Annotated in this window: 17 protein-coding genes and 3 pseudogenes; 11 read left to right on the top strand and 9 right to left on the bottom strand. The window is 55.7% G+C overall.

Annotated elements, in window-relative coordinates:
* The first annotated feature begins 242 nt into the window (after positions 1–242).
* A complete protein-coding gene (locus GKG34_RS14205; RefSeq protein ID WP_005941013.1) occupies positions 243–494 on the top strand; it encodes a DUF6061 family protein in 252 nt (83 codons plus the stop codon).
* Positions 495–917: 423 nt separating this feature from the next.
* On the opposite strand, the gene GKG34_RS14210 is transcribed toward GKG34_RS14205, so the two are convergent.
* The 4 genes from GKG34_RS14210 to GKG34_RS14225 form a co-directional block, all read right to left on the bottom strand.
* Positions 918–1,802, bottom strand: coding sequence for a hypothetical protein (locus GKG34_RS14210; RefSeq protein WP_005941018.1), 885 nt, complete (start codon positions 1,800–1,802; stop codon positions 918–920).
* A gap of 12 nt (positions 1,803–1,814) precedes the next feature.
* Positions 1,815–3,350 carry a relaxase/mobilization nuclease domain-containing protein gene (locus GKG34_RS14215; protein WP_154256631.1) on the bottom strand — a complete coding sequence of 512 codons (1,536 nt, stop codon included), beginning with the start codon at positions 3,348–3,350 and terminating at the stop codon, positions 1,815–1,817.
* Positions 3,322–3,756: a plasmid mobilization relaxosome protein MobC gene (locus GKG34_RS14220; protein WP_005941023.1), complete on the bottom strand. Its 435-nt coding sequence runs from the start codon at positions 3,754–3,756 to the stop codon at positions 3,322–3,324. The genes GKG34_RS14215 and GKG34_RS14220 overlap by 29 nt, the downstream gene beginning before the upstream one ends.
* A gap of 788 nt (positions 3,757–4,544) precedes the next feature.
* Entirely contained in the window at positions 4,545–6,320 is a 1,776-nt protein-coding gene (locus GKG34_RS14225) for a sigma-54-dependent transcriptional regulator (RefSeq protein WP_154256633.1), read from the bottom strand.
* Between the two features lie 287 nt (positions 6,321–6,607).
* Here GKG34_RS14225 and GKG34_RS14230 point away from each other — a divergent pair, with 287 nt between their 5' ends.
* The 10 genes and pseudogenes from GKG34_RS14230 to GKG34_RS14275 form a co-directional block, all read left to right on the top strand.
* Complete coding sequence (locus tag GKG34_RS14230; RefSeq protein ID WP_044953573.1) at positions 6,608–7,888, top strand: four-carbon acid sugar kinase family protein; 1,281 nt, start codon at positions 6,608–6,610, stop codon at positions 7,886–7,888.
* Between the two features lie 23 nt (positions 7,889–7,911).
* Positions 7,912–9,066 carry an iron-containing alcohol dehydrogenase gene (locus GKG34_RS14235; RefSeq protein ID WP_154256635.1) on the top strand — a complete coding sequence of 385 codons (1,155 nt, stop codon included), beginning with the start codon at positions 7,912–7,914 and terminating at the stop codon, positions 9,064–9,066.
* A 44-nt stretch (positions 9,067–9,110) separates the two neighbouring features.
* Positions 9,111–10,019, top strand: coding sequence for a 4-hydroxy-tetrahydrodipicolinate synthase (gene dapA / locus GKG34_RS14240; protein WP_044953575.1), 909 nt, complete (start codon positions 9,111–9,113; stop codon positions 10,017–10,019).
* 24 nt (positions 10,020–10,043) lie between these two features.
* A complete protein-coding gene (gene pdxA / locus GKG34_RS14245) occupies positions 10,044–11,117 on the top strand; it encodes a 4-hydroxythreonine-4-phosphate dehydrogenase PdxA (protein ID WP_044953576.1) in 1,074 nt (357 codons plus the stop codon).
* 12 nt (positions 11,118–11,129) lie between these two features.
* A complete protein-coding gene (locus tag GKG34_RS14250; RefSeq protein ID WP_005941048.1) occupies positions 11,130–12,116 on the top strand; it encodes a hydroxyacid dehydrogenase in 987 nt (328 codons plus the stop codon).
* Between the two features lie 52 nt (positions 12,117–12,168).
* Positions 12,169–12,705: a tripartite tricarboxylate transporter TctB family protein gene (locus GKG34_RS14255; protein ID WP_005941051.1), complete on the top strand. Its 537-nt coding sequence runs from the start codon at positions 12,169–12,171 to the stop codon at positions 12,703–12,705.
* Positions 12,706–12,723: 18 nt separating this feature from the next.
* Positions 12,724–14,247 carry a tripartite tricarboxylate transporter permease gene (locus GKG34_RS14260; RefSeq protein WP_005941053.1) on the top strand — a complete coding sequence of 508 codons (1,524 nt, stop codon included), beginning with the start codon at positions 12,724–12,726 and terminating at the stop codon, positions 14,245–14,247.
* A gap of 67 nt (positions 14,248–14,314) precedes the next feature.
* Entirely contained in the window at positions 14,315–15,361 is a 1,047-nt protein-coding gene (locus GKG34_RS14265) for a tripartite tricarboxylate transporter substrate-binding protein (protein ID WP_005941056.1), read from the top strand.
* Positions 15,362–15,766: 405 nt separating this feature from the next.
* Positions 15,767–16,501: pseudogene (locus GKG34_RS14270) on the top strand (recombinase family protein); the annotation flags it as partial.
* A 100-nt stretch (positions 16,502–16,601) separates the two neighbouring features.
* Positions 16,602–17,567: pseudogene (locus GKG34_RS14275) on the top strand (recombinase zinc beta ribbon domain-containing protein); the annotation flags it as partial.
* Here the strand turns inward: GKG34_RS14275 and GKG34_RS14280 are convergent.
* The 5 genes and pseudogenes from GKG34_RS14280 to GKG34_RS14295 form a co-directional block, all read right to left on the bottom strand.
* Positions 17,488–17,997 carry a tyrosine-type recombinase/integrase gene (locus GKG34_RS14280; RefSeq protein WP_005940613.1) on the bottom strand — a complete coding sequence of 170 codons (510 nt, stop codon included), beginning with the start codon at positions 17,995–17,997 and terminating at the stop codon, positions 17,488–17,490. The pseudogene GKG34_RS14275 and the gene GKG34_RS14280 sit on opposite strands and share 80 nt — an antisense overlap.
* Positions 17,994–18,299: a hypothetical protein gene (locus tag GKG34_RS15970; protein ID WP_243139280.1), complete on the bottom strand. Its 306-nt coding sequence runs from the start codon at positions 18,297–18,299 to the stop codon at positions 17,994–17,996. The genes GKG34_RS14280 and GKG34_RS15970 overlap by 4 nt, the downstream gene beginning before the upstream one ends.
* A 5-nt stretch (positions 18,300–18,304) precedes the next feature.
* On the bottom strand, positions 18,305–19,336 hold the full coding sequence (locus tag GKG34_RS14285; RefSeq protein ID WP_243139281.1) for a site-specific integrase: 1,032 nt from the start codon (positions 19,334–19,336) through the stop codon (positions 18,305–18,307).
* A 15-nt stretch (positions 19,337–19,351) separates the two neighbouring features.
* Complete coding sequence (locus tag GKG34_RS14290) at positions 19,352–19,666, bottom strand: helix-turn-helix domain-containing protein (protein WP_005940608.1); 315 nt, start codon at positions 19,664–19,666, stop codon at positions 19,352–19,354.
* A gap of 72 nt (positions 19,667–19,738) precedes the next feature.
* Positions 19,739–20,303: pseudogene (locus GKG34_RS14295) on the bottom strand (ATP-binding protein); the annotation flags it as partial.

The raw sequence follows: 20,303 nt of genomic DNA on the forward strand, positions 1-20,303 counted from the left end.
CATGAAATGAGGCGAACCGGCGGCTTGCTCTCTTAATCAGTGGGCCCAGGGTTCGAGTCCCTGGAGGTGCACCACAACAACAAAATCCGAACTTTTTTCCAATAGGAGAAGGGTTCGGATTTTTTGTTTTCTTTGGAAAACAAAATGAATCCCTTGCTTCCATCGAAAAACGTCCTAGACCTTATCACAAAAAAGCACGACAGACCACGGTAAGAGTGCCGTAAGGCAGAAAGGACACGAATATGAAGTACGATGAAAGAACCTGCAAATTCAACATGGGCACCGGATGCGTGAAACTGCTGCTCCGGGATGGGAGAAAAATTTCCATTGACTGTACCGGGGTTGAGGATGCACTGGATGTGACCATGGCGCAGCAGACGGAACTGGACTACCTTATCTACAATGACCCACTGGGCTATGCGGATTTGATTCTGAACGGCGACCCGAAGGAATATTTGAAGAATGTGGCTGGAAGCCATGGGCTAGAAGATTAAGGGCAAAACAAAAAACAGGGTGCGCCCCTGAATAGGACGCACCCTGCCAAAAGCCACAGACAACAGCGATATGTACAGCAGGGCGTTCCCCGTCGGGAACGCTCTGTTTTTCTTTGCTGGTGGTGTGATGAGCTTGTTCCGCCTGCCACGCGGCAAACTCCATCTGGCCTTCCTCGCTGTTCCAGCAGGCAAGGATGGCCGGGTAGAATGCCCGCGCCAGACGGTCAATGACTTCATCGGGATAAGGGGAAGTATTTGTGGACTTTTTCTTTTTGTTCAAACGCACGCTCCTTTGATCGTCCTACCGTGGCAAAGTCGGGCGAGAAAATCAAAGTTCCAATTTTTATCAGGCGCAAGGGCGCGGAAGTTTTCCACCCTGCACTTGCGGCTGGTGGCTCATTGATGGCTTACAAGTGCCTGTCGTTATGCGATTTCTTTATCGTTCAGCATTTCTTCAAACTGTGCCATATACGCTTTGTGCTGCTTGAGGATTTTTAGCGTTTCAGTTTTGGCGTAGGAATCGTCCGGTAGCTTAGGCAAGTATCTCATCAAAAAATCAAAGTCCTGCTGAATCCGCCGGACAGCGACTTCCAGCGCTGAGTAGTTGATTCCAGAGTAGTGTGAGTAGCTCGACTGCGGAGCCGAACGGTCTTCTGGGTGCAGAATCTCGTGCACGATTTGCTTGCGGTTCGGAAAATCAGCTCTGGCGAGGCGGTGCATATCGGCATCACGGACTTTGAACTGCCCGGATAGGATTTTCTCCTGCATACCGGGTATCATCTGTTCCATGATCTCCACGCCGCGCATGAACTTTTCGGAACGGACAACGTAGGATTCGCTGACGTTGTTCCGCTCGGCGATCTGCTTGCGGATGCTCGCCTCCGCAGAGGTGAGAGGAATTGTGTCAATTTGACACAATTCCTCCTGTGCGGTTTTCTTGGCAGCAGCCGTATACTGGTTGTTACCGTTTCCACCGGGCTTCCGATGCTCCACACTGTACTGCTTTCCAATGAGGAACTTCTTCTGCTCCGGCGTGAGGTTGCGCCGCCCCAGTTGATTTTTGCAGATCCAAGCGAGGGCTTCTTCTCTGCTTTCAAACGGGAGCGGCATGGTGGAGAAAGAGATTTCGGGATGTTCCTGAACGATTTCATAACGGTTGTGACCATCAACAAGGGTATTACCCCAGACAATCAAAGGAGAAATCAGCTTGCCCTCTTTGAGGATGTTTTCTTCAAGCTGCTTAAATTCATCATCGGTCAGCGGCGGAATCTGGGACTGGAACTCCGGGTCGATTTTCAGATTGATCATACGCACACTCCTTTATCTCTCCTGCTGCGCCTGATCTTCCTCCCGGAAAAAGGACGCAACATTCTGCTTTGCGGTTTTCAGCTTGAGCAGTTCTTCTTTGGTTTCCTTGTACTGCTCGTAGAACTTTGCCTTTTCGGATGCCAGCTGCGCGTACTCGGCTTCCAGCTTTTTCGGGCTGGGCAGCTTGGTGAGGTCGTTTGCCTTGAAATAGGCTGCTGCCGCCCGGTACGCTGTCAACTCTGCACGGTGCTGCTCCTCAAAGGCCGCGGGTCGATTAGCGGCCTTTAACTGCTGTACGATACCCTTGGCGCTGGTATAGGCTGCGACATGATAGCGCAGCTCTTTGTTGGTTTTCATGGGGCCTTCGAGGTCTTTCACCACCGCCAGCGAATCGTGATACTTGGCTTCCAGTTCGGCGATGCGCTGGTTCAGGGCGTCCTCATCGGTCAAGCCCTTTTCTTGCAGAAGCAGCAGGGTCTGCGCCATGGCTTTGAGATTGAACTTTTTCGCCCAACGCTCATAGCCTGCGCCCTTACCCTCGGCCAGCTTTGCCTGAATGTCGATCAGCTTTCCAATCTTGTCGGGTTTCAGTGTAACCGTGCGCTTGCGCTCGGCGTTTGCCTGCAATGCGGTAAGCACTGCTTCCTTGTCGAACTTGTCACCGAGATGTTTCGCTCGGATGAACTTCGTTCTGCCGGAAGGTAGATAACTAAATTGTCCACGACTTTCCTTGACGGTGATGCCGTACTGCCGCATGAGCTTGTCAGAAAAATCTTCAAAATTCGTGGAATGGTACAGCACAGACGAGATTTGTTTCCGCAAAATATCTTTCACGGTTTCAAACTTCTTCTGCTTGGGCTTCTGTCCAGCTGCGGTAAGGGCTGCGTTCGCACGGTCAAGTTTCATTTGTCCGCGTCGCCTTGTCCAATACTCGGCCTCGCTCACGCGCTCTTTCGAGCCGTTGAGTAGGTCAATCTGGTACAGTCCAGCACTCTCACACATTTCCATGACCTCGACACGCAGGTGCCGCATGGTCTGGGCGGTGCTGGAGTGCTTCATACCCTCGCACCAGTCGCGGGACTTCTGCATATAAGGCTTGCGTTCCACCTCGCGTGTTCGGATGCTGCCAATCGCGATGTGAACATGGATATTTCCCGAATGGTTGTGTCCATCCGGGTGCGTACATACGATAGCAGGATGACCGGGGAAGTTTTCTTCGCAGAATTTCAGGCCAAGCGCCTGCGCCTTTTCCATAGTCAATCCGTTGTCGACTGCATCGCGTGGGTCAAAGCTGATGATATATTGATGGCTCTTAATATCATCACGCTGGGTGTTCTTGCCGTACTTGCGGTTTGCCTGCAAACAAGCCGTTGCAAACGAGAAATCGCCACACTCAAGCGTATCGAGGATGTACGATTCTCGCAGCTTCGGTCTGCCTTGTTCATCCAGAAGTTGCTTTCCGGTGAACTCGTCATGCTGGTAAACCAGATAGACTTCAATGGCGGAGTAGTCCGAGTTTTTAGAGCTGATATGCTTGAGCGTTGCCATACAGTTCACCTAGAACTTTCTCGGCGTTCAGCCGGAACGCAGTCAGGTCTGCAAGTTCGTCAAGAATTTTCGCTCGTATCTGCTCGGTGTCTGCACCGCCAGAATTGAAGTGCCTTGCAAGTTGGTTCAGGTTTCCGCCCACCTTGCTGCACTGAGCAAGCAGCGTGGAAACAGCGGTCAGTGTTTCTTCTCCGCTGTTCGCAACGATAATCTTTTTCTCAATTTTTACGTTGTGAAGTGCGCGGCGAATGAGAGTGGAGAGGGAGAGATTTAAGAGTTTTGCGGTATGTTCGAGTTCCATTTTTTCGATTTCCGTTACTCGAAACTTGATGAAGTGCGTTTTGTTGTTCGGCGTGTCGTGGTGCTGGGTCGTGCTGGGGGATGCGATGTTTTTCTTCTTCTGCATTGTACCTCCTGTTCGTTCGATAACTCCTCGGTGAAGTTATGGAAACACGACACGCCGTTGCTGTTCGCGCTGCAGGGCGCGAACTATGAGCAGGGTTTGGGGCAGGCACGCCCCAACAAGATCACTTTGAAAACTCGCAAGAGTTTGAAAAGTGAAGTCCCGGTGGAACACAAAATTTTCAAGAATTGAAAATTTGTGGCCACGGGACGGTTCTTGCCCTCCACCGCTGCGCTCAAAACGCTCTATCAACAAATGTTTCCGAATTGTTAAGGTGCAAAAAATAAGTAGAGGGATTCTGCTCATGTATGTGAATCACCGTTTGCTCCGAACGAAGTTCCTGCCCCTGTTTGTGCAGCAGCGTTGACGAAAAGTCGGTATCACGTTCGGACAGCTCATGAAATTGTCAAGGTGCGTTTCCCGTAAAAGAAAAATACCGCCCATGCAGCATAGCGATGGATTTTGTCGGGTGAAGTAAGCGGCAAAATGAATCGGGTGTGTTGCGGGGCGGTAAAAATCTTCATGGAGAATAAACCCTCAACGTGCAGTCATTCGTGGCTAACACGGCGGGATTTGCGATAGAGAGTATCATGGATTGTGCGGTGTGTCAAGATGTTTTTGCAAAATTTATTGAGGTAAAGTGGTGAAAGTATGACACATTATAAAAACACACCAGTTCGGTATGGCAAGGACGGGCGTGTTCTCTTAGGAGAAGAACATGTAGAAGGTATGCATGGTATGGTTTAGGAGAAAAGTTGGAAAATATCAAAGGATTTCGAGGAGGGGTGCTTTTAATTCAGGTGCCGCCAGAGGGTAGACCGGCTGATGCCCAGCTGTTTGGCGGCAAGGGTCTGATTGCCGCCGCAGTCGGAGAGAGTCTGGTTGATGGCAGCAGAGATGATCTGTTCCAGCGTTTTTCCGGAGAAGGGATTCTCCGCTGAGGGGGCGGCCTCCGCATGATGGAGCGTCCGCTCCTTCAGGAGCACTTCGGTCACGGAGTCGTTCAGGATATAGGAAGAGGACGCCAGTGCCGCCAGCTCGCTCAGCACCGCCTTGAACTCGGTGAAGTTGTCCGGCCAGCTGTAATGGATCAGCTGATCCATGGCATTGGGCGCCAGGCCGATGATCTGCTTGCCCAGGGAGTCGTTCAGGCTGTTCAGATAGAGGTTGGCCAGCGACGGGATCTCGTCGGCACGGGAGCGCAGCGGGATGACCGACAGCCCGACGCAGCCCATCTCGGCGGAAAAGCTCTGGATGGCGGGAGGTGGGACGTTCTGCGGGGAAACGATGCAGGAGAAGATCAGGAACACCCGTGTTTTCAGCGAGATCTGGTTGGAGTAATAGAGCAGTTCCTGCAGATTGCGGTAGGCCAGCTTGCCGATATCCTGAAAATAAAGGGTGATGTGGTTTTCCAGCAGGGGAGAGGAAGGGGAGTTGAACAGGAACTCCCAGCCCTTTTCGTTCAGGGTGGTGCAGTTGATGACCACAAAGGGATTCTGATTGTAGGGGCTGTTCAGGTACAGCGCCTTGGCAATCTGCTGCTTGCCGGTGCCCGGCTCGCCCAGGATCAGCACCGGCTGAGCCGTGGCCGCCAGCGCCGAGAGCCGCTTTTCCAGCGGACGGATGGCACCGCTGATGCTCAGAAAGCTATCCTGGAACAGGTGCTGCACCTCGTTGTGCTCATACAGGTAAATGCCCGCGTTGATGGACTTGCGGGAGAGGATGGTCTGGGTATAGCAGAACACATAGAACGGCTCATTGGCAAAGGTCATGGCCTGCGCGGTGACCCGCAGGTAGGTCAGCTCATCGGTGTACAGGAACTGCCGCACTGCCCCGGAACCAAGATCGCCGATGCGCTGGACGAAATAATCCCGGATCTTTTCCGGGACGGAGTCCTCGGTGGTATAGCACAGTTCCTTCTGGCGGTTGAACACCAGAACGTTCCCCCGGGACTGCCGCACGGCGTTCTGCAGAAACGCGATCTTCCGGCGCATCCGGCGGTATTCTTTGGCGATATCCACCGCGTGCTCAAAGGCGGCGTGCAGGCTTTCTGCGCCGCTGGTGATGAGAAAGGCGCTGTATCCCAGCTCCCGGGCGACGCTGTGGGTGACATTGTCGCAGATGACCATGCTGTAGCCGCCCAGCTTCAGCCGCTCCAGCGCCGAGCGCACCTCGGCCTCACTGTGAACGGTGACGATGTCCGTGTTGAAGCGCAGCAGGTCACACAGCGTATGGGCCGGCCCCGTGATGCTGGGAAAGCCCACGATGGCATACAGACTGTTGTAGTTCTCGGCCATTTTGATGGCGCGCAGGATGTCGTAAACCGAAAAGGTGATCTCGACCACCGGCAGGGTCGTTTCTTTCTTCAGCAGTTCTGCGGTGCCGCCGCGGGAGATCACAACGTCGTAATTCTCTTTGGAAAGGCGCTGCGCGATCTTGACGCCCTCCTCCAGGTCGCCGGTGTACGCTTCAAAGCGCACCGCGGGAAACTCTTCCCGCGCCACGCGCTCCATGGCGGCACGGATGCTCTCAAAGGGCGCGATCCCTAAAATGCGAATCTCTTCCAAGCAGATCCCTCCTCACGATGGGAAAAAACAGCAGATTTGCCCAATGCGTTCCAAAACGGAACGAGATGGGAGCTTTCCGAATAAAATTGTAACATAATGCAACGATGCACGCCAGACGGAAAAGCGGAAACGTTCTAAAATGAAACGATTTTGGCGAACAAAATTTGACAAAAAATAAAAATCGTTTCATAATGACACAAACAGAAATTGAGAACCGCCCGGCTTTTGGCTATAATAGGGCCACCGAAGCAAAGAAAAGGCAAGCAAAAGAGAGCGGTGAATCAGCAATGTTTACACTTTTGATATTGGCAGATGACTTTACGGGAGCGCTGGACACCGGAGTGCAGATCTCGAAGACCGGTGCCAGAACGGTGGTGCTGACCGATCCCCATGCAGACCTTGAACGCTTTGCCGATGAAACGGAAGTCTTGGTGATCGATGCGGAAACGCGCCACATCCCCCCGCAGCAGGCAAAGGCGTGCGTGGCCTCCATCGCCCGGCGGGCATTCGCCATGAAGGTGCCCTGCATTTATAAAAAGACAGACTCCGCGCTCCGGGGCAACATCGGAGCCGAGCTGGAAGCGGTGGCGGAGGAAAGCCCGGACGGGCAGCTGTTCTTCGTACCGGCCTTCCCCCAGATGAACCGGACCACGGAGCATGGGCAGCAGCTCATTGAAGGAATGCCGGTAGCCCAGAGCGTGTTCGGGCAGGATCCCTTCGAGCCGGTGCGGAACTCCGATGTGGCAGCCATCATTGCAGAGCAGAGCGGGCTGCCCACCGTTACGGCGGAGCCGGGAGAACCCATCCGGCTGAAAGGCCCGGGCATCCAGATCTGCGATGCAAAGTCGGTGGAAGACATCCGCAGGACCGGCGAAGTGCTCCGGCAGAACGGAAAGCTGAGGGCGCTGGCCGGATGCGCAGGCTTCGCGGCCATCCTGCCCGGTCTGCTGGGTCTGGAACGGACCGGGGCAGCCCGGCAGCCCCGGTTGGACAAGCGGCTGCTGGTGATCTGCGGAAGCGTGAATCCCATCACCCTCTCCCAGCTGGACGAAGCCGAACAGAACGGCTTCCTCCGCCTGCGGCTGACCCCGGAAGAGAAGCTGGAGGATCACTACTGGGAGACCCCGGCGGGCAGAGAAAAGCTGAAAGCCATGGCCGAGGCGGTGAGCCGGAGTGACTGCATCATCATCGATACCAACGATGCCGACGGGAACCGCTCCACACGGCGGTACGCCGAACAGCGGCAGATGAAGGTGGAAGAGATGCGGCAGCGCATCGCGGACTCCATCGGCCGGACGGCAAAATACCTGATCGAAGCGGATGGGCCGGGAGCGGGCGGCACCTGCCGCACCCTGATGATCACGGGCGGCGATGTGCTGATCCAGACCATGGGCGAACTTGGCGTGGCGGAGCTTCATCCCATCTGTGAGATGGATCCGGGCGTTGTCCTTTCCAGCTTTACCTGCAGGGGACAAAAACGATATGTACTTTCCAAGTCCGGAGGGTTTGGCCCCAGCGACCAGCTCCTGCGGATCCTGAACAAACTGAATCGAACCATCGAGGAATGAACCAAAGCAAGGAGGACAAGACAATGCTGAAGCAGTACACATTGAGAATGCCGGGTGCGGTGTTCGGAGGCGAGAACAGCCTGGACAATCTGACCAACCTGGTCAAGGACACCGCAAAGGTGGCCGTGTTCACCGATAAGGGCATCGAAGCCACCGGTCTGGCGGATCTGGTCACGGCGAAGATCGGGCAGGCCGGCAAAGAATATGTCGTGTTCGATGAGCTGCCCGCAGAACCTTCCTACCAGCAGGCACAGGCCGCCATCGACGCCTTCAAGGCATCGGGTGCGGACTTCATCGTGGCTGTGGGCGGCGGTTCCGTGATGGATATCGCAAAGCTGGCTTCGCTGCTCAAAACTGATGAATACGGCGTCAAGGAACTGTTGGACACCCCGCTGCGGGCACACAAGTGTGTTCCGACCCTGATGATCCCCACCACCGCCGGCACCGGCGCCGAGGCCACCCCCAACGCCATCGTGGCGGTGCCGGAAAAGGAAGTCAAGATCGGCATCGTCAATCCGGAAATGATCGCGGATTACGTCATCCTCGACCCGATCATGATCAAGAAGCTGCCCCGCAAGATCGCGGCTTCCACCGGTGTGGACGCCCTATGCCACGCCATTGAGTGCTGGACCAGCAACAAGGCGAACGCCTTCAGCGATATGTATGCCATGTGGGCACTGGATCTGATCCTGAACAACATCGAAAAAGCCTGCGATGATCCCGAAGCCGTGCAGGCCAAGATCAATATGCAGACCGCAAGCTTCTACGCCGGCGTGGCCATCACAGCCTCCGGCACCACCGCCGTCCACGCCCTGAGCTACCCCATGGGCGGCAAGTACCATGTGGCCCATGGCGTTGCAAACGCCATCCTGCTGGTGCCCGTCATGCGCTTCAATGAGAGCGTCTGCCGCGAAAAGTTCGCCGAAGCGTATGACCGCTGCGTCCACGGCGAAAAGACCTGCACCACCGTGGAAGAGAAGAGCGCATATATCCTCCGCTGGCTGGAAGAGATCGTCAAGCATCTGGACATCCCCACCAGCTACAAGGGCTTCGGCGTGAAGCCCGAAGATCTGGACGGCCTGGTGGAGGCCGGAATGCAGCAGCAGCGTCTGCTGGTGAACAATATGCGCCCTGTGACGGCAGAGGACGCACGGAACATTTACCTGGAAGTTATTTGAACCGCGTGAGAATAAAAATCAGAGCAGAAAAGGAGAAAACGATTATGAAGAACGTTCCTATGAAAGGCATCATCACCCCCATCCTGACCCCCATGAACCCCGATGAGACCGTCAATCTGGAAGTCCTCCGCCAGCAGATCGAGCGCCTGATCGAGGGCGGCGTCCACGGCATCTTCCCCATCGGCACCAACGGCGAGGCCTATGCGCTGTCCTTCGACGAGAAGCTGGCCATCATTGAGACCTGCGTGGATCAGGTCAAGGGCCGCGTCCCCGTTTACGCAGGCACCGGCTGCATCACCACCCGCGAGACCATCGAGCTGAGCAAGCGCGCTGCCGATCTGGGCGCCGACATCCTGTCCATCATCACCCCCAGCTTCGCCGTGGCTTCTCAGAAAGAGATGTACGACCACTACGTTGAGGTGGCAAAGCACGTGGATGTTCCCATCGTGCTATACAACATCCCCGCCCGCACCGGCAACAAGCTGCTGCCTGAGACCGTCGCCAAGCTGGCAAAGGACGTTGACGTCATCATGGGCGCCAAGGACTCCAGCGGCGACTGGGACAACCTGCAGGCTTATATCCGCCTGACCCAGGATCTGGACAAGGGCTTCAAGGTCCTGTCCGGCAACGATTCCCTGATTCTGAAGTCCCTGCAGGCCGGCGGTGCCGGCGGCATTGCAGGCTGCTCCAACGTCTACCCCCACGTCCTGTCCTCCATCTACAACCTGTTCGTGGAAGGCAAGATCGAGGAAGCACAGGCTGCACAGGACTCCATTGCAAGCTTCCGTGCTGTGTTCAAGTACGGCAACCCCAACACCGTGGTCAAGAAGGCTGCTGCCCTGCTGGGCAACCCGGTGGGCGAATGCCGCCGTCCCTTCTCTTACCTGAGCGAAGAGGGCACCGAGGCCCTGCGCAAGGTGCTGGAAGAGAACAAGGCAAAGGGCATGGCCTGATTTCAGAAACAGGAGGGAATGAGAATGGAGCGTCCTATCGTTGGTATTTCTATGGGCGACCCCTTCGGCAACGGACCGGAGATCACCGTGAAGGCACTGAACGATCCGGAGGTCTACAAGACCTGCCGACCGCTGGTGGTGGGGGATCGCTCCTGCATGGAATATGCACTGGCCGTGTCCAGAAAGGTCAACGGCATCGACCTGAAGCTGAATCTGGTGGAAAGCCCCGCACAGGGCCGCTACGAGTACGGCACCATCGACCTGATCGACCTGGGCATCGTACCCAAAGACAAGATCCCCGATACCCTGGCGGAGGATCCGCCCAAAGCCTTTGATGTAGGCCCCTGCGCACTGGGCGGTGAGGCTGCATTCCAGTACGTTGTCAAGGTCATCGACCTGGCCATGAAGAAAGAGATCCAGGCCACCGTGACCAACGCCCTGAGCAAGGAAGCCATCAACATGGCAGGCCACCACTATTCCGGCCACACCGAAATCTACGCCGAATACACCGGCACCAAGAAGTACGCCATGATGTTGGCCCACCACGATTTCCGGGTGGTCCACGTTTCCACCCATGTATCGCTGCGGGAAGCCTGTGACCGGGTGAAGAAAGCCCGCGTGCTGGAGGTCATTGAGATCGCCGATCAGGTCTGCAGGGATATGGGCATCGAACACCCGAAAGTGGCGGTGGCAGGCCTGAACCCCCACTGCGGCGAGAACGGGCTGTTCGGCCGTGAGGAGATCGAAGAGATCAAACCCGCCATCGACGCCGCCAAGGCCGAGGGCATCGACGCCATCGGCCCCTGCCCCCCGGACAGCGTGTTCAGCCAGGCCATTGGCGGCTGGTACGATATCGTGGTGGTCATGTACCACGATCAGGGCCACATTCCCATCAAGACCGTCGGCTTTGTGTATGACCGCGAGAAGCAGTCCTGGAAGGCCGTGGAAGGCGTGAACATCACGCTGGGCCTCCCCATCGTCCGCGTCAGTGTGGACCATGGCACAGGCTATGCGCTGGCAGGCACCGGCACCAGCAACGAGCTGAGCCTGGTGAACTCCATCGCATACGCCGCAAGCTTCGGAAAAAACAGGACCTGAAGGAGAAGCACTATGAAATTTGTTATGACGCAGTCGATCTGCCCGGAAGGCATTGAAAAGCTGAAGGCTGACACCAACGGCCAGGTCGAGATCATTGCAGAAGATAATCCGGACCCCAACAATTACCTGGACGACATGAAGGACGCAGATGCCCTGATCGTCCGCATCGCAAAGTGCGATGCCCACGCCATTGAGAACAGCCCCAACCTGAAGGTCATCGGCCGCACCGGTGTGGGCTACGACTCGGTGGACGTGAAGAAAGCCACCGAGCTGGGCATCCCCGTGGTCATCACCCCGGGTGCCAACAACCGCAGCGTGGCAGAACACGCCGTGGCTATGATGTTCGCCCTCTCCAAGAACCTCTACGAGGGACAGGTGGAGACCAAGAAGGGCAACTGGGAGATCCGCGGTGCCCACAAGGCCTTTGAGCTGGAAGGCAAGACCGTGGGCGTCATCGGCCTGGGTGCCATTGGCCGCGAGACCGCAAAAATCTGCCAGGGCGTGGGCATGAAAGTGGCTGGCTACGACCCCTTCATGAGCCAGGAAAAGATCGAGGCGCTGGGCGCAGAATATTACGCCGACTATAAGGAGCTGCTGAAGGCGGCGGACATCGTCACCGTCCATGTGCCCCTTACCGAGCAGACCCGGGATATGATCGGTGCAGCCGAGCTGGCCACGATGAAAAAGACCGCGCTGGTCATCAACTGCAGCCGCGGCGGCATCGTGAACGAAGCCGACCTGTGCGCAGCACTCCGGGCAGGCACCATTGCCGGAGCCGGCACCGATGTGTTCTGCAATGAGCCGCCCAAGCCGGACGACCCGCTGCTGAACACCCCCAACCTGATCGTCAGCCCCCACTCCGCCGCACAGACCCGCGAAGCCGTCATTAAGATGGCCAATATGTGCGTGGACGGCTGCCTGGCCGTGATCCGCGGCGAAAAGTGGCCCTTCGTGGCAGACAAAAAGGTCTACGATCATCCCAAGTGGGCCGATAAGTAAAGCGGGCTGTCGGGAACCGTCCCGCCTGAATTAAAAATAGGGAGAACAGCTTATGAAATACGAAAAATACAAGAAGGGGCAGAATGATCTGTTCAGCGGCATCGTTCTGGGCGGTTTTGCCATCGCCTACCTGATCGGTGCAGCGATGATCAAGATCCCCAAGATGCTTTCCGCATCGCTCCTCAATGCATCATCCGTGCCCAAGCTGTGGGGCGTGCTGCTGCTGATCCTCGGCATTGTGCTGATCGTCCGCGGCCTGCGCACGATGAAAGCGGAAAAGGCGGCAGGCAATGCACCGGAAAAGAAGAGCACTTCGGAAGCAGTCAAGGGCTTCTGGGCCGACAACCGTGCGGTCGTGGAAATGTTCGTGGTGCTGCTGGTCTACATTGCCCTGATCCAGCCGGTGGGCTTTCTGATCTCCACCTTCCTGTTCCTGTTTGCAGAGTTCAACATCCTGACCTACAAGGAGGACCGGAAGCTGGGCTTCTCGATCATCTTCGCGCTGGTGTGTGCGGTCGGCATTTATGTCATGTTCAAGTACGGCTTCAAGATGCCGCTTCCGCAGGGCATCCTGAAGGGAATCTTTTAAAGGAGGAAGGTACAGATTATGTTGATGGAAGGTTTCTCCATGGTCCTGAGCGACCCGCTGAGCGTCGTTCTGGTGGCCGTGGGCACTCTGATCGGTACCATCTTCGGTGCCATTCCCGGTCTGACGGCGACCATGGCCGTTACGATCTGCCTGCCCATGACCTTTGCAATGAGTGACAGCCGCGCCATTGCCTTGCTGATGGCGCTGTACATCGGCGGCATCTCCGGCGGCCTGGTCTCCTCGATCCTGCTGAACATCCCCGGTACGCCCGCCTCGATGGTCACCGCCTTCGACGGCGCACCCATGGCCCGCAAGGGCGAGGGCGCCAAGGCGCTGGGCACCGGCATCTTCTTCTCGTTCCTGGGCACCATCTTCGGCCTGATCGCCCTGATCATCATCGCCCCGTATCTGGCGGCGGTGGCCATCAAGTTTGGTGCATTCGAGTACTGCGCCCTGTCCATCTTCTCCCTGTCGCTGGTCATCTCGCTGGCCGGCAAGGACATGGTCAAGGGCCTGGCAGCCGCCCTTCTGGGCGTCATGTTCTCCACCTTCGGCATCTCCACCTTCGACAGCATCGTCCGCTACGACTTCGGCAGCGTGAATATGCAGTCCGGCTTCCAGCAGCTGGTGGTTCTGATCGGTCTGTACGCCATCCCGGAAGTGGTGGGCGTCGCGCAGAAGGTCGTGAAGCCCAAGGTCATCATGAAGCAGAACACCACCGTGGATAAGATCCACGGCCTGGGCTTCACCTGGCAGGAATTCAAGAGCCAGATCGGCAACTTCTTCATCGCGGCCGGCATCGGCACCGGCATCGGCATCCTGCCCGGCATCGGCGGCGGTACTGCCGGTATCATGTCCTACACCACTATCAAGAACCGCTCCAAGACCCCTGAAAAGTTCGGCACCGGCATCATGGACGGCGTCGTGGCTTCTGAAACTGCAAACAACGCTGCCATCGGCGGCGCAATGATCCCCCTGCTGACCCTTGGCATCCCCGGCGACGGCATCACAGCCATCCTGCTGGGCAGCCTGATCATCCACGGCATCGCCCCTGGTCCGCTGATCTTTGAGAAGAGCGGCGCACTGATGTACTCCATCTACCTGATCATCGGCCTGTCCTCCCTGTTCATGATGATCTTCATGCTGTTCGGCATCAAGGGCTTCGTCAAGATCCTTTCCGCTCCGCAGGGCCTGCTGATGCCCATCATCCTATGCATGTGCTGTGTGGGTGCCTTTGGCTGCTCCAACCGCATGTTCGATGTCTGGTGCCTGCTGATCTTCGGCCTGATCGCTGTTGTCATTCGCGCCATGGAGCTGCCCATCATGCCCGTGGCCATCGGCTTCATTCTGGGACCCATCTTTGAAAAGAACCTCCGCCGTGCAGAGTCCTTTATGACCAGCGGCCCCGCAGAGCTGCTGCATCACCCCATCGCTCTGGTCATTCTGGTGATCACCGTTGTGATGATCATCTTCAGCCTGCGTTCCAACAAGCGTGCTGCCGAGCGTGAGGCTGCGGTTGCCGCTGCCGAGGAGCAGGAGTGATCCGAATACATACCAGACGCTTGTTGTGCAGCGTCTGTCAAGAAACACAAGAAGAAAGGAAATTACCATGAAAAAGATCTCGCGTCGTTCGTTCCTGTCCGCTATGGGTATTGTGGGTGCCGCTGCTGCCCTGACCGCCTGCGGCGGTTCTTCCAGCTCCACCGCTGCTTCTTCCTCTGCCGCTTCTACTGCCGGCAGCACCGCAGCCGCTGGCAGCGCCGAAAAGCCTGCCGATTACCCCAACGCTTCCATGAGCCTTGTGGTCGGCTTCAACCCCGGCGGTGACTCCGACCTGAACAACCGCCTGATGGCACAGTATGTGGAGCCTTCGTTCGGCCAGTCCATCGCCGTGACCAACATGGCTGGTTCCAACAGCTCCGTTGCTCTGACCCAGTATCAGAGCACCCCCACCGATGGCTACACCATTCTGGGCACCAACAGTGCCGCTCTGGTCAACAACTACGCTTCCGGCACCTGCCAGTACAGCTACGAAGACTTTGAGGTCATTGCAGTCTTTGGCCGTGCCCCCGGCGATATGCTGTTTGCCAACAAGGCTTCCGGTATCACCTCCATGGAAGACCTGCTGGAGAAGTCCAAGGCCAACCCCAACTCCATCAAGATGGGCATGTCCTCCGGCGGCAACACCCACGTCTACGCTCTGCTGCTGCAGCAGGCCGGCTTCGCGTGCAACATCGTTGACGGCGGCGATGGTTCCGATCGTATCGCAGCTCTGGTGGGCGGCCACGTGGATGTCTGCTTCGTGCCATACCTGACCGCGAAGGAATACGTTGAGAACGGCGACGTTGTGCCTCTGTGCACCATCGGTGACCGCTGCTCCGCTCTGCCGGATACCCCCTCCATCAACGAGAACGGCTACGTGGAGAACAACTTTAACAACTACTACGTCTGGCTGGCACCCAAGGGCACCGATGCAGGCATCGTTTCCTATCTGGCTTCTCTGTGCGAGGACGTTGCGAACAACAACGAGAAGTACGCCGCAGATCAGCAGGCCATCAACTTCAACGATCCGTTCATCGTGACCGGTCAGGACGCAATCGACCTGCTGGCTGAGCTGCAGGACGTTGCAAACGAGAATGTCAAGGTTCTGGGCTGATCCTGAAAGATTGCGTTTCTCCTTATCTTGGTCATACCAGCATTAAAAAGCGAAAGAACGGCCTGAATTCTGTACTGCACAGGATTCAGGCCGTTCGGGCTTATTGTGTGGGAGAGTTTGTACGCCTTTACCAACATTTTCGTCCGGCAAAGCATTGGTATGATGTGGTCTATGTTTTCACCCTGTCCGAAGTAAAGGAAGCGGCACATTTTTCCAAAATGTGGAATCCGATATAATCGTCTGATAGCGGTAGGTTTGAACTGGTGGAAGAAATAGTTTTAAGTTGTTGTTAAGCTGTTATTTTCCCTATTGCAATCCGTTGCAAAGTATGGTATATACATTATACGAAACGTTGCTCTGATGAACGTATTACCGTTCAATGATGTATAAATGGAGGTGCTTGCCATGACTGCTGTGATCTATGCTCGTTATTCAACTGACAGCCAGCGCGAGGAATCCATTGAAGGTCAGATCCGGGAATGCACCGCCTATGCGGAAAAGAATGGCTTCACGGTGGTGAAGCATTACATTGACCGTGCCGTCTCCGCAAAAACGGACAACCGCCCGCAGTTCCAGCAGATGATCAAAGACAGCGAACGCGGCATCTTTGATGTCATCATTGTCTGGAAGCTGGATCGCTTTGCCCGGAACCGCTACGACAGTGCCCGGTACAAGACCCAACTGAAACGCAATGGTGTGAAGTTAGTATCGGCAACGGAAGTCATTTCGGCTGGCCCAGAGGGTATCATTCTGGAATCGGTGCTGGAAGGTTATGCCGAATACTACTCGGCTGACCTGTCCGAAAAGGTTGTGCGCGGCATGACCGAGAATGCTCTCAAGGGTATTTATAATGGCGGCACGATTCCGTTCGGCTACATGATCGATGAGACCCGGCATTACCAGCCCGACCCGCTGCTGGCTCCGTATGTGGAGCAGACGTTCCAGAAGTATGCGGACGGTGCGACCATGACTGACCTGCGGGATTGGTTAAAGGCGCACAACATTAAGAACTCGATGGGCGGGGAGATGTCCTACAATACGATTCAGCGGATGCTGAGTAATCGCCGGTACATCGGCGAATTGCGTTTGCGGGATGTGGTACAGCCCAATGCGATCCCGGCACTTGTGTCAGGTGAACTTGTCGGGGTAAGGCCCCTCCATCTTGCTACGCAAGACCGTTCTGTCGCTTAAAAGCCCCACTGGGGCTTTCATTGCTGCACTGCGCTCCGCAAACGCGAACCTGTTCAACAAGGTGCAGGAAAAGCTGGCGAAAAATAAAAAGGCCCCTGCCCGTCATAAGGCAGAGGAAAGCTATCTGCTTACCACCAAGCTGTACTGCGGTAAGTGCGGAGCGCTGATGTTTGGCGAAAGCGGTGTCAGCCACACCGGGAAAATGTACACCTACTATAAGTGTGCTGCTGCCAAGAAGAAAAAGACTTGTGATAAAAAGGCCGTGCGGAAACAGTGGCTGGAAGATCTGGTGGTCAACGAGACCATGAAGCTGGTAGAAGATGACGCTTCCATGAATGCCATCATCGCCAAGGTCATGGAACTGCAAAATCAGGAAAGCACGGATTTGCCCATCTACGAAAAGCAGTTGAAGGAAACGGAAGTCGGCATCACCAATATGCTGAACGCCATCCAGATGGGCATTCTGACCAGTTCCACCAAGGAGCGGCTGGAAGCGCTGGAAGAACAGCGGAAAGAGCTGCAAGCCCACATTGCAGAAGAAAAGCTGGCAAAGCCGAAGATGAAAGAAGAATTCGTCCGGTTCTGGCTGCTCCGTTTCCGTAAGCTGGATATGACCCAGCCGGAGCAGCGGCAGGCACTGGTGGACACCTTCATCAATGCCACCTATCTCTATGATGATAAGGTTCTCATTACCTTTAATTATAAAGAAGGTACGGAAACGGTCACTTTCGGGGAAGCGTCCAAAGCGGAAGAAAGTTCGGATATGAGTGCGCGAGGTGCACCAGATGTTGAACGTCAAATCGTAAGATTTGGCGTTCTTTTTTGTTATGTAACCCCGAAAAATCGGGGCTTGCACGGTCAATGCACGGTTGGTGTTTTCATAGGAATCCTCTGCATGGGCTGGAATTACTTTGAAATGCGTGGTAAATTTTGCATTAGGTCAGCAGAGCCAGACGGAGCTGCGCCTTTACTTCGGGGTCTGCATTCTTCAGCAGTTCCAGCAGAGCGGTCATAGAAATGGTCGATTCGTCTGCGGCGGGCACAGCCTGCGGGCTGGGGCTTTCGGACTTAGCATAGAACCCTTCCTCGAACTTCTTCCCCAGTTCAACACGAGAGGACTGCTGGATATGGGCGTAGGTGTTCACCAGCATATCTGCCGTAGCGTGTCCAGTGGTTCCCTGAACGGCCTTCACATCGCCGCCGGAGATCATCAACTGATAAGTCGCACTGGAATGCCGCAGACCGTGAAAGACGATGCGGGGAAACTCCGGGTGTGCGTCCTGCCGTTTCAGGAACTTTTTGCGGATGAGCACAGGCTCAACCGCCAGATCGTTGGGTAGACGGAACAGCATTCCGCTGTCATGGTAACGTGCCGGGTCTTTCCTCTCGTCTGCCGCCAGCTGCTTCAGCCACTTTTTCAGTTCCTCTTTCAGTGCGGAGGTCATGAAGATGGTGCGGCAGGAGGATGGGTTTTGGTGCTTTTCAGGATGAGGGAAGTGGTGCTGCGCTCTAGTTTATCCGGGAACACCTTGATGATGCAGCCATCGTCCACCTGATTCAGGGCTTCTTTTCGCACCCGCTGCATGGACTTGTTGATACGGAACGTTCCGATGCCATCTGCGGCATCAAAATCGAGATCTTCCGGGGTTAGACCTACGATCTCGCCCTCTCGCAGTGCGCCCACCAGTGTGAGATGGACTGCCAGATGCAGGATGGGGTCTTCCATGCTGTCCAGAGCTGTCCGCATTTCCTCTACCGTCCAGATGGTGCGCTCCTGCGTGGACTTCTTGNGTTGGGTAGACGGAACAGCATTCCGCTGTCATGGTAACGTGCCGGGTCTTTCCTCTCGTCTGCCGCCAGCTGCTTCAGCCACTTTTTCAGTTCCTCTTTCAGTGCGGAGGTCATGAAGATGGTGCGGCAGGAGGATGCGGTTTTTGTGCTCTTCAAAATGAGGGAGGTGGTGCTGCGCTCCAGCTTGTCCGGGAATACCTTGATGATGCAGCCATCGTCCACTTGGTTCAGGGCTTCTTTTCGCACCCGCTGCATGGATTTGTTGATACGGAATGTTCCGATACCGTCCGCAGCATCAAAGTCGATATCCTCTGGGGTCAGACCTACGATCTCGCCCTCTCGCAGTGCGCCCACCAGTGTGAGATGGACTGCCAGATGCAGGATGGGGTCTTCCATGCTGTCCAGAGCTGTCCGCATTTCCTCTACCGTCCAGATGGTGCGCTCCTGCGTGGACTTCTTGGGGCTGTCCACGGGAACAGGGCTTTTGACAAGGATGCCCCACTCTACGGCATATTGGAAGGCTGTACCCAGCAGCCGATGCACCTCATGGATGGTGGTGCCGGAAAGGAACCGCTGCTTCTGCTTTTCGGTCAGTTCCTGCTTCTTGCCCTCAATATACGAACCGCAGGGTGTTTTGCTCAGGGTCGTGTAGAGGTTTTCCATGTGGTAGGGCTTGAGTTTTTGCATCTCCATGCTGCCGATATAGGGGATAATAAGGTTCTGGATGGTGGAAAGGTTGGATTCGTAGGTTTTGGGTGCCCACTTGTGCTTGCTGCACTGCTTGGGCAGCCAATCCATGAGGAACTCTGCCACCGTCACCGAGGACGGAATCAGAAAAGTGCCAGCCGCCAGTTCGTGCTCGATCTGTTTCTTTCGGCTTGTTGCCTCCTCTTTTGTGGGAAAACTCTCCCATTTGTCGTAGCTCTTGCCGTGCTCATCTTCGTAGGTGTAGCGGACGCTGTAAGAGTTGCCGCGTTTTGTAATATATGCCATACTGTTGCCTTCTTATCAAGCTGCCCGGTTGAGCCACGCATCGAAGCTGTCCTTCGGTACACGGATGCTTCCGCCTACCCGCAGAACACGGAATTCGGTGGTGCTGTCGCACAGGTTGTAAGCAGAGCGCAGGCTGATGGCCAGCATTCGCGCGATCTCTTCCACCGTGTACACCAGTTTCGTGGTTGCCGGGCTGTCAGTTGGAGACTTGACGGCATTGGTTTGAGTGACCACTTCCATTGTAGTGGGATTCGTGTCCTTTTGCAAGAACTTATTCGTATAATTTTCAGATTTCACAGTTTCGGTCATGTCAGGCCGATTCAAATTCATAGGCAGACCTCCAATTCCTTGTAGCCGGGTGACTTTTGCACCCGGCAATTTTTGTTTTCCAATGTTTTCAGTTTATCCGATCAAGCGTTTCATGCGTTCCAGCTTTTCCTGCGCAGTTTCCTTGCGGAAACTTACACCGATACAGGAGATTGGGACGCATATTTCCAGCAGGCGGTCATAGATGCGGGCATGAGGGGTATCCTGTGGGTGGCGTATCTCGTCCAGCGTCAAGTTGGTGGTGACGATCAGTGGTTTCCGGCTGCGGTATCGGCTGTCCACGATGCTGTAGATCTGTTCCAGTGCGTATTTGGTGCCACGCTCCATGCCGAAGTCGTCAATGATAAGCAGGGGATAGCGACAGAGCTTGTCCACAATATCATTGCACCCGGAAAAGCTGCTGTTCAGCTCGTTCAGGATTCGTGCAAAGTTCGTCATCCGCACAGGCACTTCCTGTTCCATCAGAGCGTTCGCAATGCACCCGGCGAGGAAACTCTTGCCGGTGCCCACACCACCCCAGAGAAGAAGCCCAAGGTTCTCTGCGCGCATGGTCTGCCATTGCTCTACATAGCGGTGTGTGGTGCATCTGTGGGCTGCGGCCATTGTCGTTTTCAAACTTCCAGTCCAGCATTGCCGGGTC

Source organism: Faecalibacterium sp. BIOML-A4 (genome assembly GCF_009679665.1).
GTDB lineage: Bacteria > Bacillota > Clostridia > Oscillospirales > Ruminococcaceae > Faecalibacterium > Faecalibacterium taiwanense.